General features: G+C 34.4%; 21 protein-coding genes. 9 read left to right on the forward strand and 12 right to left on the reverse strand.

All coding sequences use genetic code 11. From position 1 onward, the window contains the following. The first annotated feature begins 26 nt into the window (after positions 1-26). Positions 27-998, forward strand: coding sequence for a glycosyltransferase family 2 protein (locus BGI23_RS26480; protein WP_001170717.1), 972 nt, complete (start codon positions 27-29; stop codon positions 996-998). 29 nt (positions 999-1,027) lie between these two features. Here BGI23_RS26480 and BGI23_RS26485 read toward each other — a convergent pair whose 3' ends face one another. Continuing rightward, the gene (locus BGI23_RS26485) at positions 1,028-1,900 is read right to left on the reverse strand and encodes a TetR/AcrR family transcriptional regulator (protein ID WP_044791879.1); all 873 of its coding nucleotides are present in this window, start codon (positions 1,898-1,900) and stop codon (positions 1,028-1,030) included. Between the two features lie 142 nt (positions 1,901-2,042). Between BGI23_RS26485 and BGI23_RS26490 the strand changes: the two genes are divergently transcribed. Then, positions 2,043-5,159 carry an efflux RND transporter permease subunit gene (locus BGI23_RS26490; protein WP_001033533.1) on the forward strand — a complete coding sequence of 1,039 codons (3,117 nt, stop codon included), beginning with the start codon at positions 2,043-2,045 and terminating at the stop codon, positions 5,157-5,159. A 28-nt stretch (positions 5,160-5,187) separates the two neighbouring features. Here BGI23_RS26490 and msrB read toward each other — a convergent pair whose 3' ends face one another. The 6 genes from msrB to lytS all read right to left on the reverse strand — a co-directional run bounded on the left by msrB (position 5,188) and on the right by lytS (position 11,391). Then, the gene (msrB, locus tag BGI23_RS26495) at positions 5,188-6,153 is read right to left on the reverse strand and encodes a peptide-methionine (R)-S-oxide reductase MsrB (RefSeq protein ID WP_070807257.1); all 966 of its coding nucleotides are present in this window, start codon (positions 6,151-6,153) and stop codon (positions 5,188-5,190) included. Between the two features lie 99 nt (positions 6,154-6,252). Beyond that, positions 6,253-7,287: an AI-2E family transporter gene (locus BGI23_RS26500; RefSeq protein WP_001166015.1), complete on the reverse strand. Its 1,035-nt coding sequence runs from the start codon at positions 7,285-7,287 to the stop codon at positions 6,253-6,255. A gap of 325 nt (positions 7,288-7,612) precedes the next feature. Beyond that, positions 7,613-8,305, reverse strand: a complete 693-nt coding sequence (gene lrgB / locus BGI23_RS26505) for an antiholin-like protein LrgB (protein ID WP_000168869.1) — start codon at positions 8,303-8,305, stop codon at positions 7,613-7,615. Positions 8,306-8,339: 34 nt separating this feature from the next. Next, on the reverse strand, positions 8,340-8,771 hold the full coding sequence (lrgA, locus tag BGI23_RS26510) for an antiholin-like murein hydrolase modulator LrgA (protein WP_000104902.1): 432 nt from the start codon (positions 8,769-8,771) through the stop codon (positions 8,340-8,342). A gap of 132 nt (positions 8,772-8,903) precedes the next feature. After that, positions 8,904-9,644 carry a LytR/AlgR family response regulator transcription factor gene (locus BGI23_RS26515; protein WP_070807258.1) on the reverse strand — a complete coding sequence of 247 codons (741 nt, stop codon included), beginning with the start codon at positions 9,642-9,644 and terminating at the stop codon, positions 8,904-8,906. Next, a complete protein-coding gene (gene lytS / locus BGI23_RS26520; RefSeq protein WP_000933578.1) occupies positions 9,622-11,391 on the reverse strand; it encodes a two-component system sensor histidine kinase LytS in 1,770 nt (589 codons plus the stop codon). Before lytS ends, BGI23_RS26515 begins: the two co-directional genes overlap by 23 nt. A gap of 328 nt (positions 11,392-11,719) precedes the next feature. On the opposite strand from lytS, the gene BGI23_RS26525 reads away from it, so the two are divergent. Next, positions 11,720-13,018, forward strand: coding sequence for an MFS transporter (locus BGI23_RS26525; protein WP_070807259.1), 1,299 nt, complete (start codon positions 11,720-11,722; stop codon positions 13,016-13,018). Between the two features lie 95 nt (positions 13,019-13,113). On the opposite strand, the gene BGI23_RS26530 is transcribed toward BGI23_RS26525, so the two are convergent. Then, positions 13,114-14,682 (reverse strand): BCCT family transporter, encoded by a 1,569-nt coding sequence (locus BGI23_RS26530; RefSeq protein WP_044791877.1) that lies wholly within the window; start codon positions 14,680-14,682, stop codon positions 13,114-13,116. A 364-nt stretch (positions 14,683-15,046) separates the two neighbouring features. Continuing rightward, positions 15,047-16,117, reverse strand: a complete 1,071-nt coding sequence (locus tag BGI23_RS26535) for a nitric oxide synthase oxygenase (protein ID WP_070807260.1) — start codon at positions 16,115-16,117, stop codon at positions 15,047-15,049. Positions 16,118-16,332: 215 nt separating this feature from the next. Here BGI23_RS26535 and sodA point away from each other — a divergent pair, with 215 nt between their 5' ends. Beyond that, on the forward strand, positions 16,333-16,959 hold the full coding sequence (sodA, locus tag BGI23_RS26540) for a superoxide dismutase [Mn] (protein ID WP_000094045.1): 627 nt from the start codon (positions 16,333-16,335) through the stop codon (positions 16,957-16,959). A gap of 88 nt (positions 16,960-17,047) precedes the next feature. On the opposite strand, the gene BGI23_RS26545 is transcribed toward sodA, so the two are convergent. From BGI23_RS26545 to BGI23_RS26555, 3 genes are all read right to left on the reverse strand, one after another. Then, the gene (locus BGI23_RS26545; RefSeq protein WP_070807340.1) at positions 17,048-17,929 is read right to left on the reverse strand and encodes an NAD-dependent epimerase/dehydratase family protein; all 882 of its coding nucleotides are present in this window, start codon (positions 17,927-17,929) and stop codon (positions 17,048-17,050) included. A gap of 105 nt (positions 17,930-18,034) precedes the next feature. Next, a complete protein-coding gene (locus tag BGI23_RS26550; protein WP_000542569.1) occupies positions 18,035-18,625 on the reverse strand; it encodes an AmiS/UreI family transporter in 591 nt (196 codons plus the stop codon). A gap of 435 nt (positions 18,626-19,060) precedes the next feature. Beyond that, on the reverse strand, positions 19,061-19,879 hold the full coding sequence (locus tag BGI23_RS26555) for an endo alpha-1,4 polygalactosaminidase (RefSeq protein ID WP_070807261.1): 819 nt from the start codon (positions 19,877-19,879) through the stop codon (positions 19,061-19,063). A 291-nt stretch (positions 19,880-20,170) separates the two neighbouring features. Between BGI23_RS26555 and BGI23_RS26560 the strand changes: the two genes are divergently transcribed. Genes BGI23_RS26560 through pelG form a run of 5 tightly spaced genes read left to right on the forward strand, consistent with a single transcriptional unit; the run spans position 20,171 to position 26,997 of the window. Next, positions 20,171-21,394, forward strand: a complete 1,224-nt coding sequence (locus tag BGI23_RS26560; protein ID WP_000559345.1) for a GAF domain-containing protein — start codon at positions 20,171-20,173, stop codon at positions 21,392-21,394. Then, positions 21,394-22,314 (forward strand): tetratricopeptide repeat protein, encoded by a 921-nt coding sequence (locus tag BGI23_RS26565; RefSeq protein WP_070807262.1) that lies wholly within the window; start codon positions 21,394-21,396, stop codon positions 22,312-22,314. Before BGI23_RS26560 ends, BGI23_RS26565 begins: the two co-directional genes overlap by 1 nt. Further along, on the forward strand, positions 22,298-24,130 hold the full coding sequence (locus BGI23_RS26570) for a DUF2194 domain-containing protein (RefSeq protein WP_070807263.1): 1,833 nt from the start codon (positions 22,298-22,300) through the stop codon (positions 24,128-24,130). Before BGI23_RS26565 ends, BGI23_RS26570 begins: the two co-directional genes overlap by 17 nt. A 3-nt stretch (positions 24,131-24,133) precedes the next feature. Next, positions 24,134-25,555 carry a GT4 family glycosyltransferase PelF gene (gene pelF / locus BGI23_RS26575; protein WP_070807264.1) on the forward strand — a complete coding sequence of 474 codons (1,422 nt, stop codon included), beginning with the start codon at positions 24,134-24,136 and terminating at the stop codon, positions 25,553-25,555. Further along, entirely contained in the window at positions 25,543-26,997 is a 1,455-nt protein-coding gene (pelG, locus tag BGI23_RS26580; protein ID WP_070807265.1) for an exopolysaccharide Pel transporter PelG, read from the forward strand. The genes pelF and pelG overlap by 13 nt, the downstream gene beginning before the upstream one ends. Position 26,998: the final 1 nt, after the last annotated feature.

The raw sequence follows: 26,998 nt of genomic DNA on the forward strand, positions 1-26,998 counted from the left end.
CTTATTAAAAATACGGAGGATGCAACATGCAAAAATTAATTTCGGTTGTAGTTCCTATGTACTTCGAGGAAGAAGTAGCACAAGAATGTTATAACCGTTTAAAGTCCGTTATGCTTCAAAATAACATTAATTACGAGTTTGTCTTTGTAAACGACGGTAGTACAGATCGCACAATGGAAATCTTATCTGAAATTGCAGCAAATGATTACCGTACAAAAATTGTTAATTTCGCACGTAACTTTGGTCACCAAGTAGCTGTTACAGCTGGTATTGCTGCCGCAAAAGGTGACGCTATTGTAATTATAGATGCAGACTTACAAGATCCACCTGAAGTTATTCCTGAACTTATTGCAAAATGGGAAGAAGGATATGAAGTTGTTTATGCAAAACGTAAGCAACGTAAAGGTGAAACTTGGTTCAAACTTTTAACAGCTAAGTATTTCTATAAATTCTTAAACTATATGTCTGATATCGATATCCCAAAAGATACTGGTGATTTCCGAATCATCGACCGTAAAATAGCTGATGTTTTCAATCAAATGACTGAGCGAAATCGCTTCATCCGCGGTATGATGTCTTGGGTTGGCTTCCGCCAAACGTATGTTGAATATGAACGTGATGAGCGCTTTGCTGGCGAAACAAAATATCCATTAAAGAAAATGATTAAATTTGCATCTGACGGCATTATTGCATTTTCAACAAAGCCATTACGCATCGTTATGTCTTTAGGTTTATTATCAGTTCTTATTTCTATAATTGTCTTACTATATACAATTACTGTGAAAGTCTTTGGACATGGCACGCAAACAGGTTGGGCGTCCATTATGGTTGCTATTACATTCTTTAGTGGTATTCAATTACTTGGTCTTGGAATCGTTGGCCAGTATATTGCTCGTATTTATGACGAAAGTAAAAACCGTCCGATTTATATCGTAAAAGAAACAATTAACATTGATGAAGAAGAGACAGCACTGCAAAAAGAAAAAGTGAATGCATAATAAAAAGGTAACAATGAAAACTATCATTGTTACCTTTTTATATTGTAATAGCCCATAAGCCTCAAACGAAATTCTTTTAAAGTTGGATATGCCTCTAAATTAAACAACATCCCTTGGATAACCGGAATTCTTGGATTTTGCATCCTCATTTCTGCCTCCAAAACATCTAATGTAACAAGCAATTCCTCATCTTCTAATTGATCCGCTAAAGTACGTTTAAACACAATAATTTCTTTTAAAAAATGTTCCTTAACCTGCTCCTTAATAAGCTCTGATTTACAAAGAAATTCTCCAAGCTTTTCTTCATGTAATACAGGTTCTTCTGAAGATTCTACCAATCCATCTACTAAATGATCCACTCTTTTCAAAATAAAAGCAGAGACGTAAGATAAGTCTATTTCTGGCGCTTGTAAAATAATTAGTTCTAAATATCCACGGCATATGCCTTCTACCATAATGACTAAATCTAATAAATATGGCATAACCTTATCACCATAAATAGACAGTAAACTATTCCGATAAAATGCGTGAGACTCTAACTTCATCCGCATCATAAATTCTTCTACTTCTTTATTAAAAGGAATCGCATTTTCCCTTGCATGCATAATAATAAATTCTTTATGCTTTTGTATATCATTAAACTGGCAATGCAATTGTTTTGCAAATTTTTCACGTGGCAATAACGATTCTTTTTCAATATCCATCATTTTGTTTTGAATCTTGTCATAGTAATATCGAAGTGTCGCTAATAAAAGTTCCTCTTTTGATTTAAAGTATAAATAAAAGGCTCCCTTAGATATGCCACAAGCTGTCACAATTTCCTGCACCGATGTCGCATTTACACCCTTAGTCGCAAATAACTTCATAGCCATCTCTATAATTAAGCGCTCTTTTTCTTTCATATCATGTCTCTCCTAAATTTAATCTCGCATCTTATTATGAATGTATTATACCATCCCTTTTCATTGACGGCTGACCAATCAGTCAGTTATATTATGTATTAGACTGACCAGTTGGTCAATATAATACAAAGGGAGCGCAAACATGAACAAAATTATTAATTTTTCGTTAAAAAATAAGTTCGCAGTTTGGCTACTAACCATTATCGTTACCATTGCAGGTATTTATTCTGGGCTGAATATGAAGCTGGAAACAATTCCTGATATTACAACACCTGTTGTAACAGTAACCACGGTTTATCCTGGTGCTACACCAGAAGAAGTAGCTGATAAAGTTTCAAAACCGATGGAAGAGCAACTGCAAAATTTAAGTGGTGTAAACGTTGTTAGTTCATCATCTTTTCAAAATGCATCTTCTATTCAGGTAGAATATGATTTTGATAAAAATATGGAAAAGGCTGAAACAGAAATAAAAGAAGCTCTCGCAAATGTGAAACTGCCAGAAGGCGTAAAGGACCCGAAAGTTTCACGTGTAAACTTCAATGCCTTTCCTGTTATTTCATTAAGCGTAGCAAGTAAAAATGAATCTTTAGCTACCTTAACTGAAAATGTAGAAAAAAATGTTGTGCCAGGATTAAAAGGACTTGATGGAGTCGCATCTGTTCAAATTTCAGGTCAACAAGTAGATGAAGTACAACTTGTCTTTAAAAAAGATAAGATGAAAGAATTAGGTTTAAGTGAAGATACTGTAAAAAATGTAATTAAAGGATCGGACGTATCTTTACCACTTGGCCTATATACATTTAAAGACACAGAAAAATCAGTTGTTGTAGATGGAAATATTACAACAATGAAAGCATTAAAAGAATTAAAAATCCCTGCTGTTCCTTCATCAGCAAGCGGTCAAGGTAGTCAAACTGCTGGAACTGGTGCACAAATGCCACAAATGAATCCAGCTGCTATGAACGGGATTCCGACAGTTACATTAGACGAAATTGCTGACATTAAGGAAGTCGGAAAAGCAGAATCTATTTCTCGAACAAATGGAAAAGAAGCAATTGGAATTCAAATTGTCAAAGCTGCTGACGCCAACACAGTTGATGTTGTAAATGCAGTGAAAGATAAAGTAAAAGAACTTGAGAAAAAATATAAAGACTTAGAGATTATTTCAACATTCGACCAAGGTGCACCTATTGAGAAATCAGTAGAAACAATGCTGAGCAAAGCCATTTTTGGTGCTATTTTTGCGATTGTTATTATTATGCTGTTCCTACGAAATATCCGAACAACATTAATCTCTGTCGTTTCCATACCACTTTCTTTATTAATTGCTGTATTAGTCATAAAGCAAATGGATATTACACTTAACATTATGACACTCGGAGCAATGACAGTCGCTATCGGGCGCGTTGTGGATGACTCCATTGTTGTTATTGAAAATATTTACCGACGTATGTCGTTATCAGGAGAGAAACTACGCGGGAAAGATTTAATTCGTGAAGCTACGAAAGAAATGTTTATTCCGATTATGTCTTCTACCATTGTAACAATTGCTGTATTTTTACCGCTTGGACTAGTAAAAGGTATGATTGGTGAAATGTTCTTACCATTCGCCTTAACTATCGTCTTCGCTTTATTAGCGTCGTTACTAGTAGCAGTTACAATCGTACCGATGCTAGCTCATTCTTTATTTAAAAAAGAGAGCATGAGAGAAAAAGAAGTACATCATGAAGAAAAACCAAGTAAATTAGCAAACGGTTATAAACGTATACTTGCATGGGCTTTAAATCATAAAATCATCACATCAAGTATTGCTGTCCTTCTATTAGTTGGTAGTCTTGCACTTGTTCCAATTATCGGTGTAAGTTTCTTACCATCTGAAGAAGAAAAAATGATTATTGCAACGTACAACCCTGAACCAGGTCAAACGTTAGAAGACGTTGAAAAAATTGCAACGAAAGCTGAGAAGCACTTCCAAGATAATAAAGACGTCAAAACAATTCAATTCTCATTAGGTGGCGAAAACCCAATGAGTCCTGGTCAATCAAATCAGGCAATGTTCTTCGTACAATATGATAACGACACGAAAAACTTCGAAAAAGAGAAAGAACAAGTCGTTAAAGATTTACAGAAAATGTCTGGAAAAGGCGAATGGAAAAACCAAGACTTCGGAGCAAGTAGCGGTAGTAACGAAATCAAGTTATACGTTTACGGAGATAGCTCAGAAGACATTAAGCCTGTCGTAAAAGATATTCAAAACATAATGAAGAAAAACAAAGACTTAAAAGATATAGACTCTAGTATTGCAAAAACATACGCAGAATACACTTTAGTCGCAGATCAGGAAAAGCTAAGTAAAATGGGTCTAACGGCTGCACAAATTGGAATGGGACTTTCTAATCAACATGATCGCCCTGTTCTGACAACAATTAAAAAAGACGGTAAAGATATCAATGTATATGTAGAAGCTGAAAAACAAAATTATGAAACAATCGATGACTTAACAAATCGTAAAATTACAACGCCGCTTGGTAATGAAGTGGCTGTAAAAGATGTGATGACTGTAAAAGAAGGAGAAACTTCGAATACAGTGAAACACCGCGATGGCCGTGTTTATGCGGAAGTAAGTGCAAAACTAACATCTGATGACGTTTCAAAAGCATCCGCCGCGGTTCAAAAAGAAGTAGATAAAATGGATCTTCCTTCTGGCGTAGATGTTTCTATGGGAGGCGTTACAAAAGATATTGAAGAATCATTCAAGCAACTTGGCTTAGCGATGTTAGCTGCGATTGCTATTGTATACTTCGTTCTTGTCGTTACATTTGGCGGTGCTCTTGCACCATTCGCAATTTTATTCTCGCTACCATTTACAATCATTGGAGCCCTTGTTGCCTTATTAATCTCTGGTGAAACGTTAAGTGTCTCTGCAATGATCGGTGCCCTTATGTTAATCGGTATCGTTGTAACAAACGCAATCGTGCTTATCGACCGCGTTATTCATAAAGAAAATGAAGGTCTATCAACACGTGAAGCTTTATTAGAAGCTGGTGCAACACGCCTTCGTCCGATTTTAATGACTGCAATTGCAACAATCGGTGCTCTTATCCCGCTCGCATTAGGATTTGAAGGTAGCGGCTTAATTTCTAAAGGACTTGGTGTAACAGTAATTGGTGGATTAACAAGTTCAACATTATTAACACTTCTTATTGTTCCAATCGTTTATGAAGTATTAAGCAAGTTTAAAAAGAAAAAAGTAAAGTAACAAAAAAATAACCTCGCTAACTGCGAGGTTATTTTTTATTTCCAAACAAGATTAGGAAATCACCATAGCCTTCTTTTTCTAATTCCTCTGTTGGAATAAATCGAAGAGCTGCTGAATTTATACAATAGCGAAGTCCATTTGGTCCTGGACCATCTGGAAATACGTGGCCGAGATGTGAATCTCCTTCCTTACTTCTCACTTCTGTACGCGTCATATTATGACTCACATCCATTTTTTCCTTCACACTAGCTGACATAACTGGCTTCGTAAAACTAGGCCATCCACATCCACTATCAAATTTATCTAGAGAAGTAAACAAAGGTTCACCTGAAACGATATCTACATAAAGACCTTCTTCTTTATGATTCCAATACTCATTTCGAAATGGTGGTTCTGTACCATTTTCCTGTGTTACATAAAATTGCATCTCATTCAGTTTTTCCTTTAAATGAGCATTATCCTTTGGCCAATGTTGCTTAATAAACGCATCTCGCCCTGAGCCCTTACGGTATAACTCGTAGCGGAATTCATTTTTCTTATGATATCCTTGGTGATATTCCTCTGCGGGATAAAACGTAGCAGCTGGCAATATTTTTGTCGCAATCGGCTTTGAAAAGCGCCCACTCCTTGCAAGCTCTGCTTTTGAAGCTTCTGCTTTTTTATGTTGTTCTTCATTATGATAAAAAATCACTGTTTCGTAAGACTGTCCCCGGTCGTGGAATTGCCCACCTACATCAGTCGGATCAATTTGTCTCCAATATATATTTAATAACTCCTCATACGGCATTTTATTTGCATCAAATGTAATTTGTACTGCCTCATAATGTCCCGTCGTTTCTGAACATACTTCTTTATATGTTGGATTCTCTTTATGACCACCTGTATAGCCAGAAACAACCTTTATAATTCCTTCCATCTCTTCAAATGGCGAAACCATACACCAGAAGCACCCTCCAGCAAATGTAGCTAATTCTACCTTTTCATTTACAGCCATTCTTTCACCCCTATTCTATCTTCTCCTTACAGTATGGCATAAGAAACATCATGTTATAAAAGAAAAAGCATCAAACATCGATGCTTTTTTCTCTTCACTTTATTTTTTTCCAGCGTCCTTCTCCATTTCATCACTTGTCACATCTAAGACATCTAATAAGAAAATGAAGATTGGAATACCGATAATTAATCCCCATACACCTAAGAAGTGTTCCGAGAAGATTAATACCATAAACGTATAGAAAATTGGTAAGTTTGTTTTTTGCGACATAAACTTCGGATTTAACACGTAACTTTCAAGCGCATGAATGACTGTTACGATAACTAAAATATAAACAACGTACATAATACCGCCGATATTGTAAGCAATCATACAAAGCGGGAATAACGAAATGATAACCCCAGCTACTGGAATTAAACCAAGTAAGAAGATCATTAACGCTAAACCTAATAATTGTGGGAATCCTAATATCCATAATGCAATAACGGATAAAACGCAGTTAACAACTGCAATTAAAAATTGTGCCTCAATTACTTTTCCGAATGAACGTGCAAATTTCTTACCGAAGTACTCAATTTCAGTATAGAAAATTGCCAGTCTGCTCTCTTTAAATTTTGCAGTAAAAGCAACGATACGAGCTTTCTCCAATAAGAAAAATAAACTTAAAATTAAAGAAAGTAACACTTGAAGGCCAAATTTCCCAACATTCGTAATCGATTTATACAAAATGTCAACGCCTTGTCCTACATACTTCGAAAGTTCCATATGATTAACAGCATTAACTGCATACTTAATTAATTCACTGTCCGGTGGGTTTCTTAAAAATACGTTAAATTGATAAATCAATTGTGAAATTTGTATCGTTAATACTGGTAAATATTTAAATAGCGTAATAGCAATTCCACCAATTAACATGACATATAGAAATGCTATAATGAGTTTTCGATTAATGGGCATGAAATGATCTAATTTGCGGGAAATAAACTTTTGGAATCGATCCATTAAATACGTAAGAATAAACGTAATTAAAATTAAATTCAACATACTTTGCAGCCCGTATAACACGAGGGCAAGTATTACTAATACGAGTAACCTCTGAAATCCTTTGCTTTGAAACAGGTTTTTTATTTGCATAATCGACGAGTACTCTCTCCTGTCCTATAAAGTAAAACGTTAATAAGTAGATTTTTCTCTCTTTTCTACTTTTAATTATTCATTCATATTAAGATTTTTATAAGCTCATTATACGCCTGCCTTAGCAGATCTATAGTAGCTTACTTCTTATTTTACAATACAATGACCTAATTCAAAACGTATTCTACAAAGTATTAATGAAGATTTAAGGAAACTTACATTTTTTCAAAATAGGTCTTACCACTACTGTAACATAAAAAGCAAGCTATCAGTAGAAATCTGTCCTACAAATAGCTTGCTTTTCTCATTTTTCAAGTAAGTTTTACTATCCAATGAATGGCATGAACATCGGTATGACAACTACCGTTACAACTCCAACTACTGTTACAGCAATACTTGCCATAGCTGCCTCTACTTCACCCATTTCAATTCCTACTGCCACTCCTAATGCATGACCTGCTGTTCCAAGTGCTAAACCTTTTGCAATTGGATGTTTCACTCTAAATGTTTTTAAGAATAACGCTCCTAATGCGTATACGATAACTGCGTTAAAGATTACTGCAAACGATGTAATTGCTGGTATACCACCAATACTTTCAGAGATTGGTAACGCAATTGCTGTTGTTGCCGCTTGTGGTAACATTGAATTCATTACTGCTGTATCTAGGCCAATTGCTTTTGCAACAATGAACACGACAATTACTGAACAAATAGATCCAACCACGATAGCTGATAAAATTTGCCACCAATATTTTTTCAACTTATCCACTTGTTTATATAATGGAATTGCAAACGCGATTGTTGCTGGCTCTAAGAAAAAGCTAATCATTTTTCCACCAGTATTATATTCTTCGAAAGTAAAGTTACCTACTTTTAAAAAGACAATCCCTAATACCATCGCTACGAATAATGGTGTGAATAAGAAGAACCCTTTTGAATGCTTGAATAATAATGTTCCGATTCCGTATGCGATTAATGAAACGACGATTCCGAAATATGGAGTCATTGTGCTTGCCATGTTCATTCCCTCCTAACAATATATACTAAAATGGTTACGCAACTTTTCCGTGCTTGCGTCCTTTATTTACTACTTTCAATTCTTTTGTATCTTCTGTTTCTTTTTTATCTTTTCCTAAAATAAATTGTGCAAATAATCCTGTTACAGCGAGTAAAATAACTGTTGCGACAACAATTACAGTTAAAATTTGTACAAAATATTGTCCCATTACACCAAGAGAATTAATAACCGAAATACCTGATGGGACGAAAAGGAATCCGATAATACCTGTTAAAGCTGTTCCAAGTGATTCAACTTGTTCCAATTTAATAACCTTTAAACATAATAGACTAAATAAAATGACTAACCCGATTACCGATGAAGGCATCGGAATTGGTAAATGTGTTGCAATAATATTAGAAATTAACATAATAGCTGAGAATATGAATGCTTGTGATAAGAAACTATATACTTTTTTCGTACTCATTTTGGCCACCTCTTTCGATTTGGTACCTTTATTGTATAGGATATAATCGCCTTAGTAAGCGTTTACATAACAGAACGTCAAATATACAGAATCAGTTACAAATATAAAAGGATGAAATACAAAAGCTGCTCCTTAAATACGAAGCAGCTTCTTGAGTTCTTTTGCATATGTACGACTAACAGGTACTTTTGATCCTTCTTTCATAATTAAATTATAAGTAGAATTGAACCACGGCTGGATTTCTGTAATATGATTAATATTTGCAATGAAGCTACGATGTACACGCATAAAACTTACTTGCGGCAACTTCTTTTCCAAAATCACAAGTGTATCGTGTGTTATATATGTGTCCCTCATTGTTTTTACTGTTACTTTTCCATCCACAAGTCCTACATATATAATATCTTCAATATTCACAAGTACGATTGATTCTTCAATTGGTAATGCTAATTTATGCATATCTGCCGTTACATCTGCCCCTTTTATTTCTTGCTTCGTTTCTATTTGCGACTGCTTTTGTTTTTTATACTTCTTTAATGTTTGTACAATACGTTCTTCATCAAATGGCTTTAAAATATAGTCTAACGCATCTACTTCAAATGCTTGCAACGCGTATTGATCATAGGCAGTCGCAAATACAATGGCAGGTGGATTTTTTATCTTCTTTAATATATTCGCGATTTCAAATCCGTTATCATCAGATAACTGAATATCTAGGAAAACAATATCTGGTTTGTTTTTCATTAGCTCTTCTAATGCGTCCTCTACACAATCAGCCTCACCAATTATCTCAACTTCCTTCGTTCTTTCTAATAAATACTTTAGTTCATCGCGTGCTAACATTTCATCATCAACTACTAGTACTTTTAACAATCTGCTCTTCCTCCCCTACTTTTTTTGGAATAACAAAAGTAATCTCTGTCCCCTCGTTTAATTTACTTTCGATATGAAGCATCGTTTCTTTTCCAAATAGCCCAATAAGACGTTCATTAATATTATATAAAGCTGTTCCAGTCCCTTTCTTGGACGAAACTACCATCTTTCCTAATTGTTCTAAACGTTCTTCCTCAATTCCTTGCCCATTATCTTTTACTTCAAAATGAACCATACCCTCTTTTTCAAAAACATGCACTTCCACTTGGCACACTGGTTGCTTCTTCGGGAAAGCGTGTCGCAACGCATTTTCAACCAATAGTTGAAGAACAAATGGTGGTACTAAAGTTGTCTTTAGCTCATCCTCAATATACACCTTTACTTCATACTTATTTGGAAACCTTGCTTGTTCTAGCGATAAGTATGCCTGTACATGGTTTAATTCTTGTTCTAGTGGAATCAATAACTGACGTGCCCCTTGTAAATTACAACGGAAATACACACTAAGCTGTAATAATAACTTCCTTGCTTTTTCTACATCTGTTCGGCATAAAGCTGATACTGTATTAATCGCATTAAATAAAAAGTGTGGGTTAATTTGTGCTTGTAATGCCTTTATTTCCGCATCTTGCAATAATTTACTTTGCAACTCAGCTTCCCCTAATTCAAGTTGTGTAGAGAATATTTTTGCTAACCCTTCTGCTAATTCCTCTTCCACACGACTTAACTGGTTAGGATTTTTGAAATACAGTTTTAATGTTCCTATCGTATTTCCATGTGAAGTTAGTGGAATAACAATCGCCGCTTGCAAAGGGCATCCTTCATGTTGACAATTAATGACCTCACGTGATTTTGCTTTCATTATTTTTCCTGTGTGTAACACTTCTTTCGACAAACCAGTTATTAAACTATGTGAAGGAATATGGTGATCTGATGCTAATCCAACATGAGCTAATATTTTCTCTGTATCTGTTAAGGATACCGCATCAGTTCCTGTAAAGCGGTGAATAATTTGTGCCACATGCTTACACGATTCTTCTGTTAAGCCTTGGCGAAAATACGGTAACGTTTTATCTGCAATACGTAATACCTTATGAGTCTGAAGTGCCTTTGCATTCTCTTCCTGGCGCAAAATAGCTTGTATCATAGAAAGTAAAATAAAACTTCCAAAGCTATTTACAAGGATCATTGGTATCGCAATTGTTTTCACAATACTCATTCCATCCTCTACAATTAATAAGATCATAATCATTTCTAAAGAAACGATAAACACACTTAAAACCGCTGAAAATTTAGGCGTAATTGTACGATTATACTTTTTGAAAATGTATCCAATATAACCTGTTATAACCCCCGCTAAAATTGAAGAGATTGCACAACTTAGTGCAGTCGTCCCGCCAAGCATATAACGGTGAATACCAGCAATCGATCCTACTCCAATTCCAACGATAGGTCCGCCAAGCAATCCACTAATTCCAACACCCATAATACGTGTATTCGCGATTGTGCTCGATGAAGAAACACCCTGTAGCCAATTTTCATTCATAATCGTATTACCTGCTATTTCAATCCCAGTGTAATTGCTTACAATTGTAAACACCGAAAAAATACAAATAAGCTTAAGCTTATCTACATAACCATCTTGCTTATGAAGAAGACGCCTGAACGTTTTAATATGCGAAAGTAAAAACCCTAAAATAACAATAAGTCCGACACGTTCAATCATCATAAGTACTAAATTTAGCATCTGTGATTCATTCCTTTTTATATGAGTTAGTTTTATTATGGGAAAATAATGAAGTGGACGTCAAGAAGAATGAAATATCTTTTGAAATATTTTACACATAACAATTTCCTCATTATTTGACAATGTAATAGAAGAGTGCTAAAAATAAAGTAATATAATACAGTCCTTTAACCCAACCCCGTGAGGTTGAGAAGGAAGTCGGAATACAATATACGTATGTTCTTTTCTAGGAATACGTATGCTTTTTTGGCCTTCTCATCATATCAGGTGAGAAGGCCTTTTGTTATTCTTCCATAGCGACTGTAGAAGAAAATAAGGAGGAATAATGATGAACGTCACTACTGATGTACAATCAACAACAGAGGAGACGAAAGAGAAAAGATATAAAACATTATTTGGGTCTGCGCTAGGATATGCAGCAGAAGGCTTAGATATGTTGCTCTTATCTTTCGTACTCGTCTACATTTTAAAAGAATTTCATTTAAGCCCTGTTGAAGGTGGAAACTTAACATTAGCCACCACAATAGGAATGCTAATCGGATCTTATTTATTTGGATTTATTGCTGATTTATTTGGTCGTATCCGTACGATGGCCTTCACAATCTTACTATTTTCACTCGCAACAGCACTCATTTATTTCGCAACAGATTATTGGCAATTATTAATTCTTCGCTTTTTAGTTGGAATGGGAGTTGGTGGTGAATTCGGAATTGGGATGGCCATCGTAACTGAAACATGGTCGAAAGAAATGCGCGCAAAGGCAACATCCGTTGTGGCACTTGGATGGCAATTCGGCGTACTAGTCGCTTCACTCCTACCAGCATTTATCGTTCCACACTTTGGATGGAGAGCCGTTTTCTTATTTGGACTCATTCCCGCACTACTAGCTGTCTATGTCCGAAAAAGTTTAAGTGAACCGAAAATATGGGAACAAAAACAACGATACAAAAAAGAATTGTTACAAAAAGAAGCTGAAGGTAATTTAACAACTACTGAGGCAGAGCAACTAAAGCAAATGAAAAAATTCCCACTCCGAAAATTATTTGCAAATAAAAAAGTAACGATAACAACAATTGGTCTTATTATTATGTCATTCATCCAAAACTTCGGATATTATGGAATTTTCACATGGATGCCAACTATTTTAGCGAATAAATATAACTACACATTAGCAAAGGCGAGCGGCTGGATGTTCATCTCTACGATTGGTATGCTAATTGGTATTGCAACTTTTGGTATTCTAGCTGATAAAATTGGTCGCCGTAAAACTTTTACAATCTATTATGTCGGTGGTACTATATACTGTATCATTTACTTCTTCTTATTCACAGACTCAACATTATTGTTATGGGGAAGTGCATTGCTTGGATTCTTTGCCAATGGCATGATGGGAGGATTCGGGGCAGTTTTAGCCGAAAACTATCCTGCTGAAGCTCGCTCTACAGCAGAAAACTTTATTTTCGGTACAGGACGTGGTTTAGCTGGATTTGGGCCTGTTATTATCGGCTTACTTGCTGCAGGTGGTAATTTAATGGGAGCATTATCCCTCATCTTCATTATCTATCCAATCGGTTTAGTTACGATGTTATTATGTGTTCCAGAGACGAAAGATAAAGTATTAGAATAGATTGAAACTGTATCCTTCAAAAAAATAGGTGGATAAATAGGAAAGAGGAAGTATCTCAAATGAGATGCTTCCTCTTTTTATATAAATACAATTATTTACTTTGATTTACTAGCTTTTTGGAACAAGAAGGAGGTTTTCTCTTCTTCTTTTACAATACCTTGCTTTAAAGCTAATTCCCCCGCAACTTTTGGCGCTAGCCATAGCATTGGGAACAACAGAATGGATACCGGGACAGCTGTTACTACGATAAATGATTGCAGTGCATTAATACTTCCCTCACCCATGTATAAAAGAATCGCTGCAACTGTTCCCATAATAAGCGACCAAAACACTCGTAAGCTAATTCTAGGGTCTCCATCTCCAGTCACTGCCATGGAAATCGAATAAGCCATTGAATCTCCTGTTGTCACTACAAATAAAATTGTTAATAAAAGAAATGCAGGTCCAATAATATTAGATAGTGGCAGTTGCTCTGTAATTGCAATCATAGCCGCTGGCATACCAGATTCACTTAATGCTGCCGATATAGAACCAGGATTCATTAACTCATAAAACACACCTGATCCTCCCAAAATAGTAAACCAAAACGTTGTAATAATAGGTGCAATAATTCCAATTGCAACGATGATTTCTCGGATTGTTCTTCCTCTTGAAATGCGGCTCACTAAAATTGCCATCATCGGTCCATACCCAATAAACCATCCCCAGAAAAAGATTGTCCACGATCCTAACCAAGTTGTATCACCACGATATGTGCTCATTGGAATAAATTCATTTATATAAAATCCAAACGAAGAAACAAATGAATCAATAATAAATCCACCTGGTCCAAATAGTAATACGAATAGCATTAATAAAACTGCTAACCTAACATTTAAATTACTTATAATTTGAATCCCTTTATCAATTCCTGTTACCGCAGATATAGTAGAAACAGCTACTACACAAACAATAATGGCTAATTGAGTCGTAAACACATCCGGGATGTTAAACAATGCTTGTAGGCCATAACTTGCTTGTAGGCCTAAAAATCCAATTGGACCAATCGTGCCTGCCGCTACCGCAATAATGGCAAATACATCGATCATTGTTCCAAGCCAACTCTTTCGCAATTTCTCTCCAAAAATAGGATATAAAAGCGTTCGAGGTTTTAATGGCATACCTTTATGATAATGCCCATACATCATAACTACCGCACTAATTGTACCTAAAATTGTCCAAGCCAGGAAACCCCAGTGCATATAACTTTGTGCTAAAGCAGGCATTACTGCTTCTTTCGTTCCAGCAGTTATACCTTCATGTATTGGTGGCACCGTCATTAAATGGTACATCGGCTCTGCCGCTGCCCAGAAAACACCACCTCCGGCCAATAATGTAGACATTATAATAGCAAGCCATTTTGTCGTACTAATCTCAGGTTTTTCTAATCCCCCAAGTTTAACTCTCCCATACTTCGAGAACGCCATACACATTGCAACAATAAATGTACCAATTAATAAAACTTGCCAGAAGGCACCAAAATATTTAATTGAAGCTGCAAAACTGCTATTAATGACTCCCTCTACGTAACTTTTATTTAAAATAACTGCAATTACAAATAATACAAGTGAGCCACCACTAATAAGAAATACAGGCCAATCCGTTTTCCGACTCTTCATCCTCATTCACACTTCCTCCTTCCTCAGCAATCTAAAAAAACAACTTTATTATGTTTTATCGTTTACACCCAAAACATAATGATTATATAAGCATAATAATTCATCCATTTTTCCACACACTTATGTTGTCCCTAAAAATATGCTAAATCCCTTATTTAAAAGAAAATTTCTATTCCTGTTACATAAAAAAGCAAAATAAAAGACCTTATATTTCTATAAGGTCTTCGAAACAGAAATTTGATTATAACATAAGGAACTCCTTGGTTCAAAAAGCTCCTTCCAAAAATAACCGAGAGTAAAGGCTTCCATTTGCTACGTAACAGTAATTTAAAAAAATTATATTTTTATAGAAAATGCCCTATACTACAAACTATTTATGAAAAAAATTCGGCTTCAAAATTTCATTCGGATACGGTTTATGATAAATGTGAGTAGTAGCTGGAGATAACGGCGGAATGAGCCAAACCCAATTGCCCGTTACAACACGACCACAAGCAGCTTCTTGCTTCTCAAATTGCTGAAATTGTTGTGCCGCAGTATGATGGTCAACAATACTAACTCCTTGTTTTTTAAAGGAATGTAAAACAGCCACGTTTAATTCAACTAACGCCTTATCTTTCCATAACGTACCGTTTCTCGATGTATCTAAATCCATCATTTCCGCAACTGCTGGAAGTAAATTATAACGATCATGATCTGCTAAGTTACGTGCCCCGATCTCTGTTCCCATATACCATCCATTAAACGGAGCTGCTGTATAGGAAATACCGCCAATTTCTAAGCGCATATCTGAAATCATTGGAACTCCATACCATTTTACTCCTAAAGATGAGATTGGGTATTCTGGATGTTCAATTGGCACTTCTTTTACTTCTTCTTTCGGAATTTCTTTATATATAGGCGCTTTTCCATCTATAGAAAACACAAGTGGCAATACATCAAAATTCGTACCTTCTCCTTGCCAGCCAAGTTCCTGACAAAAATCTGTAAATGCAGTGGAATGAGAGTCACCAGTCACTCCCATTTCCGTTTTATATCCTGCATATCGAATTAATTGATGATTATAAATTCGTATATTATTTTCTTCACCTTGATATTGCTTAAAAATTGTAATGGTCGGTTTTACTTTTCCGTCGTTCGTTGCATATTGAATATGATGAATTAATGCATGATATACACCTTCCTCATCGTTTACTTCACGTGCATCTAATATGTGCATCTTACTCCAAAATAGTCTCCCGATACATCGGTTACTATTGCGCCATGCCATTCGCGATCCATGAACAAGTTCTTCAAATGTATGCTCATATGTCCCTGTCTTCTCTATCTCAGCTTGAACTTCTTTCATGCGTTCTTCTATGAAATGTTCTTTACTAAGCTCTTTATAGCAAATCGTAATAAAATGACTCGCTTCCTCTATTAATTGTTTCGTTTTACTCATAAACGATCTCCTTCTATTTCAACAAAACGTTACTACTTTACAGTATAAGCAAAAAGAATCAGAGTCACAAATGAAAGTCGCAGTGTTACTTTTATTGTACTATCTTTCAGAAAATTAAGAGATTACTATTGACTTTCATGAAAAATAGGTGTATTTTTTACTCAGGTAAATTATTTTTACCTAGACCAACTTTTAGAGAGAAAGGAGGAAATGTCATGTCTTCATTTCAATTGCCAAAGCTTTCATATGACTATGATGAACTAGAGCCATATATCGATAGCAATACACTTTCTATTCATCATGGAAAGCACCATGCGACATACGTAAATAATTTGAATGCCGCATTAGAAAACTATTCGGAATTACATAATAAATCTTTAGAAGAGTTACTATGTAATTTAGAAGCTTTACCAAAGGACATTGTTACAGCTGTCAGAAATAACGGTGGTGGACATTATTGTCATAGTCTTTTTTGGGAAGTAATGAGCCCACGGGGTGGCGGCGAGCCTAATGGAGACGTTGCAAAAGTAATTGATTATTATTTCAATACCTTTGACAACTTAAAAGATCAACTGTCTAAAGCAGCAATTAGCCGTTTTGGAAGTGGTTATGGATGGCTTGTCCTTGATGGTGAAGAACTTACTGTAATGAGTACACCTAATCAAGATACACCTTTGCAAGAAGGCAAAATTCCATTACTTGTCATTGATGTATGGGAACATGCCTATTATTTAAAGTACCAAAATCGTCGCCCAGAATTTGTTACCAACTGGTGGCATACAGTGAACTGGGACCGGGTAAATGAAAAATATTTACAAGCAATTCAATCACAAAAACATTAGTCGTGCGTATAAGGTAAGTTTGGTAATGTAAAATTAGTATTGTCGAAATCCTCCAGAATCCCCCGGATTGCCACCGGGGGATTTATGATTATTTCATTGCATGTATGTAATAACGTAATACTTTTTCCATTTCTATTTTCAACCCTCGGAACGGGAATCCTAATTCATTAGCTTTTCCATTATGTAATGTACAATTAGTCACTTCATTATAAGGTGCTACATGATCTCCTACTTCTTGAATGAGTGATTTTATTCCCGTATTTTCTTCTATAAAATGAATAATTTCCCGAGTAGAAACTACCCCGTTGCTACAAGCATTAATTGGCCCTTCTATTTCTTTCATCCCACACCAAGCTAAAAATTCCCCGGCTTCTTCTTCATGTATAAACGACAATTTTCCATCTAGATCATTCACTGCGACAGGCTCTTCTCTCACAATATGTTCAACATAAAATTGTAACCTTTTCGTATAATCGTTTTTTCCAATAACAACTGGAAAACGAACTGCAACAACTGGAAATGTTGCTTGTTGAAATACAACTGCTTCGGCTAATCTCTTCCCTTCACCATAATTGAAGTCATTCCTATCTCCATACGCAATTGCATACTCGTACGGATTGAAGTCCTCTTCTAATAAACTTAGTGTTGGTTCATAGACAGCCATTGAAGATGTCATAACGTATTTCTTCGTTTTCCCTCGTAACACTTCACATATTATCTTCGCTGCGTTCGAGCTATAGCATAAATTATCGAATACAATATCATAACTTTTATCTGCTAGACGCTCTGCTAGTTGTTTTTCATCTTCTCTATCTACAATAAGTCTTTTTACTCTACTCCCAAAAGAATCTTCCGTAATTCCTCTCGTCGCAATCGTTACATCGTGCCCATCTTGCAAAAGTGCTTCTACTAAATGTTTACCAAAAAATCTAGTTCCCCCTAGCACCAATACCTTCTTCAACTTTATCATCCCCATTTCGATAAATTGTAAAATACTACCTCTCTATTATAAATGCTAACATATAAAAAGCATGGAACTCGTTTAACGATTCCATGCTTTTCTACAAAAAATATATTAACGTACTCGATATTTATAAATACAATAACAGAAGTATAAAATAGAAATTACAGATACATAAACCCATAATTCATATACGAATCCCTCTCCCCATACTCCCATAAAATAAAAGAGTGAAGGTAACGTCAATGTTACCCATGATTGTACGAAGGCAATCCTTCCAAGATATTGATTGATGTTCTTTTTTTGTGTATTTAATACAAAGAATAAATACCAAAGTAATGCCCACATAAACCACGTTAACGCATTCACAACATCGTGGAATTGAACAAATGAAACAACCATATAGAATAAAGCAATAATTGCTACCCAAATGCAGAACCAACCTAAACCGCTACTATCCATTCCTTTTATAAAAGTAACACCTACATATAAATAGGTTAATCCGAATAAGAAAGTAGCTGCATATGAATATACCGTCCAATTACTTTGATCAGAAATCATGATTAAATAGAACGGGATAATAATTTGTAGTGCACCCACAAATAAATTAAAAACACCTGCACTTTTCATCTCTGCTTTTCCTAATATAACAAGACTATTTAAAAATAAAGCTGCACCCGAAAGTAATAATCCTACGTAACCCATATGTATTCGTGTGAAAGTCTTTCCCTTTCACACTTTTAACCTCCCCACAATATAAAGTGATTCTTTATTATTTTTCTTCCTATTTAAAACTACATACATAATTTTTAATCCAAATAGGTCAGACTTCCTACCTTGAAGAACACCAAATTTAAAACGCTTTCAATCATAAATAACCCTATCAGAACATTAATAGGATTCCTTGATTATAAACGTACTCTAACCATGACACAAGTATTGATGTTATTTTAAATATTACGTTTTTTATTTCTATAAAAATTAATAGGATAATGCACTTTTTCTATCTTATTCTACTAATTTCTAACATGGAATATTATAAAATGAGCTAGTCAGTAATACATTCATCTTTATAAGATAATCGTATACTGACCTAAACTTTCATAGTCAATATTGATAGTTTCTCATCCCTAATAATTGCTATTTATCATAAATATCATTCGGATTAATTGTAGGAATAAATCCATTTATAGAACTATATTTTTTAGATACGGTATTTGGAGTAACGGTAAACGTTACAATCTTATTACTTTGTTGTTTAAAATAGCGCATCCAATTTTGACTCCATTCATCTTTCGTAATAACTTGTTTATTGAAGTCCTCCCACAATACACCATGTATAAAATTCAAGGATGTATTTTTGATTGTGTCAAATCCCCAATTCTGTATAAGAAGCAAATCAGAATCAACACCTTTTATTTCTTTTAATAAATTTACATATGCTTCGCGAAATTTCCCTTGTGTAACTGGCTGATCATAAAAATAGTCGTCAATATCACCAGCGGTATCTAAAAACACACCGTCTATTCCTTTTCCAATAACTTGCTGTTTCACTTTATTTACAACAATCCGCCGGTAATGTTCATCAGCTAAATTCATAATATATGTATCCCACTGCTCAATCTTCATTTTCTTACCGTCTCGATAATAATAGTCTGATTCAACTACTTGCGATTTATGCCACGATTCTAATTCTAAAACACTAACATACCCAAGGACTACTGTTCCTGATTTTTTTAATTGCTGAACTTGCTCTTTCGAAAATGCATATGGCTCTATAATGACCATGTCATACTTTGAAAGTCCCTCAATTACTTGCTCATTTGCTTCACCATAATAAATTTTATAACTTCGTACATTTTTTAAAACTGGTTCCACGACATTTGCTTGGGCGGATGTACTTGAGGAAAAAATAAAAGAAAATATAGCTAAAAAGCATATGGAACGTTTCCACTCCATAATAATATTCCCCCCCCTATAAAACTGTAATTTTTTATCATTTTAAATATTAATACAAGTATAGTAATACAATAACATTTTACATTTTTTCAAGCTCGATATTTAATGAAAATTCCAATAAATACAATACATTAACAAAAATTAGAATTTATTTCACTTGAATTTACTACATCTCTGTTGATAAAATGATTTGGGCTTTATATATTTTAAAATAATTCTTTTAAATTATGTATTTTATTTCAGTGTACTATTCCTCAAAATTAAATTCGCAAACGAAAGAAGGGATTTTTTATGCACTATAGACAATCTAATTTATTACAAAAAATGATTGAACCTACGATTCTCTTTATTGCTCTATTTTTTCTCTCAATACTAACTGATTTTCTAACACCAACGTATGAATACTTCTTACTCTTATTTATTACATTAATTATTTCTAGCCGGTATGGCATATCTATCGCCCTTTTCACCTTTCTAGAAGCAATGATTTATATTTTTGTAAGCGGTATATATAAGGAAGATGATATATTACTGTACTTTTATTCATTAGATTACTGGATTAATTGGATTTTCTTACTTGTTATTAGTTTATGTTGTGGACTAATGAGTACTGCACAAAAGGAACGGTATGAAGATGTACATATGATAAATAATGAGCTAAAAGCCGAAAATAAAGAATTAAAATATGTTGTGAAACAATTGGATGAAACACGTATTACACTACGTTCTCGTGTACTTGAATCAAATAATCACTTATCTAAAATGTATCATATGTTTAAAGCTTTAAATCATACACATCCTGAAATTGTACTCGATGAGGGGATAAATGTATTAAAAATGTATTTCGGAGCAAAAAAAATTGGTATCTATCACGTCGATAACAATAAACAATCACTTCGTATTAAATTAAGAGCAGAAACTGGTAAAAATACATTACCTCAATCCATTTTTGTTAAAAATGCTTCGCTAGTCATCAAAAATGCCCTAGCACATAATCGACCTTTTTTCCGTACAGAAGAGGATTTTCAAGACGCTCCACTTTTAGTTGGTCCCGTCCTATTCCAAGATGATGTACAATACGTCATTATATTAGACGAAATTGAATTTTCAAAAGTAACTTCTGAGCAATTCGAACTTTTCACATGGTATTTACGCTGGATGGGTGATCGTTTACAAAACGCTTCTAATCTTTGGCTATCAAGTCAAGAGGATCGTACATTCCCTAAAACGAGCATTTATTATGAAGATGAATTTGAACATTTACTAAAAATAGAAAAGAAACGTTACGAAACATTATCTTATCCATATTCCTATTTTGAATTTACTGTTCCACAAGATTCCTTAGAAATGATAAATTCTATTTTAAAAGATCATTTGCGTGATATTGATATATTCGGTTATAGCACGCTCGAGCAAAAAGTTATGATTCTATTACCTGGCACTGAAGAAAAATTTTTATTACCAGTCAAAACTCGTATACAAAACGCTCTTTCTTCTAAAGGAGTGGTATTCTAATGATTTTACTCCTTCTTTACTTTATTTATGCTATTTTGGTTTTTCTTTTATTTCGATTTACGAAAAGTTTGATTACTGAAGATAAGAAAGGAATTATTGAGTTTTGCTTAATTATCTCTCTCCTTTTCCCGCTTGTCGGACTTATTGTATCAGCAATCATGTTATTACTGAATATAAGACGCTCCAAGACCGAGTGGTTACAGCAATACTCTGAGTATGTTTCCTTTCAAGTTGATCATTATGAAGATATTTTGGCATCAGCAAAACAAGATATGGACCTAATTTCATTTTCTTCTGGATTAGAACTAGATAAGCCTGAATTACATAAACAACTCATTGTACAGTTAAGCTCCTCCCCTATTTCCAATGAAGGAGGCTTATTGAAAGAAGCCATTCACCATAAAGATCCTGAAACTGTACATTACGCAGCAACTACTATTAATTTACTAAATGAACGGTACGAAAAACAGATCGAATACTTAAATAAGCAATTTCTACAAAATCCACAAAATGAAATTGCAAAAGAATTGGTTTCTAACTATTTAAGATATATAGACAGTGGTCTTCTTTCTAATCAGCAAAAAGAAAAAATAATCGCCGAATTTATGAATTTTATTACACAAAGTGTAGAACTATTCCCTACCGAACCTCTTTATCCTTTCCACCTTGGAAATCTGTTTCTACATACAAAACAATATGCAAAGTCTGAAGAACAATTTTTAAATCTTATTCATTTCTATCCTGAATCATATTACGGTTATGTTGGGTTACTTGAAATATATTATGAGCAAAAGTTATGGGACGAGCTCTATAACTTAATCAATAATCTAGCAGCTGCAAAAAGAGTTCATATACTACCGCGTAAATATCAATTATTTGTAAGGCAGTTTGGAGGCGCACACATTGAAAAAGGGGATTAATATATATATCGGAATTGTTAGTATCATTTTATTTCTCTTAATTATATCTATCCTTATATATCGAACAGAAAATTTCTATCAAAAGTTTTCTGTTCCTAAAACTAAAAAAACAGATATTGTTAAAACACTCAAAGCAAAAGATGTAGCCCAAAATGGACAAAAAATGCAATTATACGTTTTAAAAACGGATAATACATTAGGGCAACAAGTCGAATTTAATACGAAAAAGGCAATGGATTACGCACACCTACACTATAAAAATATTACAGCTAATGAAATTAAGGGACTTACTCCCTCTCCCTATACAGGAATTATTATTACAGGTGAAATAATGGCGCAACTTCCACAAGCTGATATTCAAAATTTTGTACAAATGGGCGGAAGGATTATTATCGCAAACCGACTTGATTCAGATTCTTCCTGGAACACATTATTTGGTATTACAAAAAAAGAAGGCTTCAAAGATGTGAAAGGATTAACCTTTGAAGAAGTTTTATTCCCTGGTTATCCTGATCTCTCAAGTTCTTCTCCATTGTTCACTCATAGCTCAATGAATATTACGCTAGATGAGAATACAACTAATACTTGGATTACTGCAGAAGACACTCCCATCCTTTGGACCAATGACTACGGTGAAGGAAAAGTCTTATATTGGAATACAACAGCATTGAACGATAAATTAGGTAGAGGTATGTTCGTTCAATCACTGGGTACTATTTTCCCGACTTTCGCTACAGTACAACTTGGAGCGGAGATTATGTATATCGATGACTTCCCATCTCCAATTCCAAGTGGAGAACTAAAAAACTTAACAACAGAAAAAATTTCTGTTGAAGAATTTTATAAAAAACATTGGTGGAAAAATATGAAGGATATCTCTGAAGAACTTGATATTAAATATACAGGGGTTGCAATTGGGACATATCAAAATAAAGTAACGCCACCCTTTGAAAATTTTACAGGTAAAAATAGAAATACCTATTTATTATTTGGGAGAGAATTATTAAGTCACGGTGGAGAAATCGGTATTCATGGCTATAACCATCAACCTTTATTATTACCACCAGACCCAGTAGATAAAGCACTTGAATATGTTCCATGGAATTCAAAAGAGGACATGGAGAGATCCTTAGATGCTTTACAAAAACTCGTGTATAACTTCTTTCCAAACGAAAAACTAAAAACCTATGTACCACCATCCAATATTATAAATACAACTGGATTAAGTGCATTAAATGACGCGGTTCCAACTATGGAAACAGTTGCTTCTCTATATGTGGGAAGTAAAAGTAACGGCAGTTTAATTCAAGAATTTGGACCAGACGAGCACAACAAAAATATTTATCACTTCCCACGTATTACGAGTGGCTATGCTATTTCAGATGAAGAACAATTTATTTTAGCTGATGTTACTGCAAATTTAGGGGTTATATCACATTTCGTCCATCCAGATGATATCCTTGATGAAAAACGTTCGGGTAATTTAACGTGGGAAGAATTATTTAAAGCTTATAAAATGACAATTAAAGAAATACGAGAAAGATATCCTTATATAAAAAGTATGACACAAAGTGAAGCAACTGCTTCCATGAAAATTTATCAAACCGGTGATTTAGCTGTTTCTTATGAAGATGATGCTGTTCACATTGCATATAAAGGATTACCAAACCACACTGCAACGATTATACGTGTGGAAGAAGGGAAAAAATTGAAAACCGGTTCATTCCCATACGGCACAGTTACAAAGCTAGATTCACAAATTTATAGCGTTATATTAAAACAAGCTAACGCTACAATTCCAATTAAAGGGGTATAGCAGATGAGAATAGGTTTAGTCGTTGAAGGAAGTTATCCTTTTGTCAGTGGCGGAGTAGCAAGTTGGGTACAAATGATTATCCAACAATTTAAAGAACATGAATTCACCATTTTTGCGATCGTACCGCAAATAAAAACAGAAGAGGAATATCAATATGAAATTCCTAACAATGTAAAAGATATCATTATGATTCCCTTACAATCAGAAAGTGACTCAAACCATATAAAAACCAATTTAACGACTGATGAAGTACAAACACTTCAAAAATGGTTTACATTCCAAGCTAACGACACAGAAGCATTACAAATATTAGGGAACAAGCAAAAGCTAGGAACACTACATTCCTTCTTCGAAAGTCGTGAATTTTATGAAATAGTGAAAGAAAGCTATTTGTATGAAGAAAGTAGTGGTTCTTTCTTAAATTACTTTTGGATGTGGAGATCTATGTTCACACCAATCATTCAAATTTTACAAATTGATTTTCCTGAATTAGATCTTATCCATTCTGTATCTACAGGCTATGGTGGGCTTCTTGGAGCTGCAATTAGTGCCAAATCTGATATACCATTTATTCTAACGGAGCATGGTATTTATTCCCGGGAACGTGAAGAGGAAATACTCCAATCAACTTGGATACCAATTGAATATAAAAAAAGGTGGGTTTCTTTCTTCCATCATTTATCTCACCAAGCATATGAACAAGCTGCTGATGTGATTACGTTATTCGGACGGAATAGTGCATATCAAAAAGAACTAGGAGCTCCGGCCCATAAACTAAAAATTATTCCAAATGGTGTTACTTTATCTGACTATAAAGGGCTACGTAAGCCAAAACATAATTCAGATAAACTCATTATTTCTGCTATTATACGAGTTGTGCCAATTAAAGACGTAAAAACAATGATTTATGCAGCTAAATTATTATTAGAAAAAGATATTCCATTTATCTTCTACTTATTAGGTCCTGATACAGAAGAACCAGAGTATGCCCAAGAATGTCGTGATTTAATTCAGCAACTTGGATTAAAAGAACATGTAATAATGACTGGCAGAGTAAACATTAAAGATTACTTAAAACAAACGGATATTCTCGTATTAACTAGCATATCTGAAGGGCAACCACTAGCTATGTTAGAAGGAATGGCATCGGGATTACCATGGGTTGTTACAGACGTTGGTTCTTGTAAGGAGTTAATTTATGGACAAGATGAAGATCCTTACGGCCAATGTGGCTTTGTTGTACCACCTGTATCTCCTGAACAAGTTGCCACCCACTTAGAATGGTATTATCGCCACCCTGAATCCATTCAACAATTCGGAAACAATGGGCGTAATCGTATTGAAGCATATTATCAATTATCAGGTGTTGTTGATAGTTATCGTAAGCTTTATTTAGAAAGGGGTGCGAAAACATGGCAGGTATAGGATTTCGATTACAAAAATTATTTCAGGAAGACTACTATTCTTCAAGGGTAAAAGCTTATGGATTTTCGTTATTTGTTACAGCTGGTCCTTGGTTAGTCGTTATTTTAGCAGTAACAACTATTCGATTCATTTTGAGTTTATTTCATTCTATTTCAATTGAAGAACAGCGTCTTTTCACTATTTCAATTTCATATTGCTTTATTTTTTCTCAAATTATTTACGGAGCATTGCAGCTCATTGTAACTAGATATGTAGCTGACCTTTTATACGAACAAAAAGCTGATAAAGTATTTTCTTCATTTTTAGGAATGACGAAGATTACACTTTTTTTAGCTATTATGTTATGGCTTTTGTTTGCATTTTTCACACCGTTAGCTTTATATTATAAAATCGTGATGCTATTTTTATTTTTAGCTTTAAATATCATCTGGATTCAGTCCATTTATTTAACAGCAGCTAAAGATTATCAATCAATTGCACTGGCATTTTTAATTGGATCCATTTTTTCCCTATTAGGAATTATCCTAGTAGCTTACTGGCACCCTACACTTGGGTTAGAACATGGATCTGCCCTATTGCTTTTAATTTCTTTTACACTCGGTACTTTCATTACACTAGTATGGTTAAGTATCGTTATTGTACGAATGTTTCCAAATAGTGATGCTACTGAACAATTTACCTTTCTGTCTTATTTAGATAAATATCCAGAATTATTTTGGTCAAGCCTCTTTTACAATGTGGGTATTTGGGTATGTAATTTTGTTATTTGGTTTGGAGACGGTCGTGGAAATATTGAAAACACATTTATTTATCATCAAATTTATGATACTTCTGTTTTCTGGGCGTATTTAAGTATTATCCCAACCTATATTTTCTTTGTAGTATCCATTGAAACCAGGTTTTATGAAAGATATAAAAAGTTCTTCGGTTCGGTAAATAATGGCGGAACATTACATACGCTTTTACAATTGAAAGATTCCATGAACTTTGTCTTAAAGCAGGAAATGGAACGTATACTTCGTAATCAAGGTATTTTTTCCTTACTTATTATTTTTATAATATGGATGTTTAGTTCGCAATCTGGAAAGACAACACTTAATTACTCTATTCTGCAACTAACTATAGTTGGTGCTTATGCAAATGGAATGGTGCTCGTTATTACATTGCTACTCCTATACTTTGAGGATCGTAAAGGGGCATTTCGAACATCAGCTATTTTCTTTTTTGCAAACTTGTTATTAAGCCTTATCCTGCTTCCATTTGGATTCAATGGTTACGGCATTAGTTTCGCAGTTGGATCTTCTATTACATTCCTATATGCTATTTCTAGGCTCTTTACTTACATTAAAGATATTGATTATTATACATTTTGCCAGTCAAATATTCCTATAAAACAGCGGACCTTTTTTACCAAATTAGCTAATAAACTTAACGGGAAATAAA

This window comes from Bacillus sp. ABP14 (genome assembly GCF_001831375.1).
Taxonomy (GTDB): domain Bacteria; phylum Bacillota; class Bacilli; order Bacillales; family Bacillaceae_G; genus Bacillus_A; species Bacillus_A paranthracis.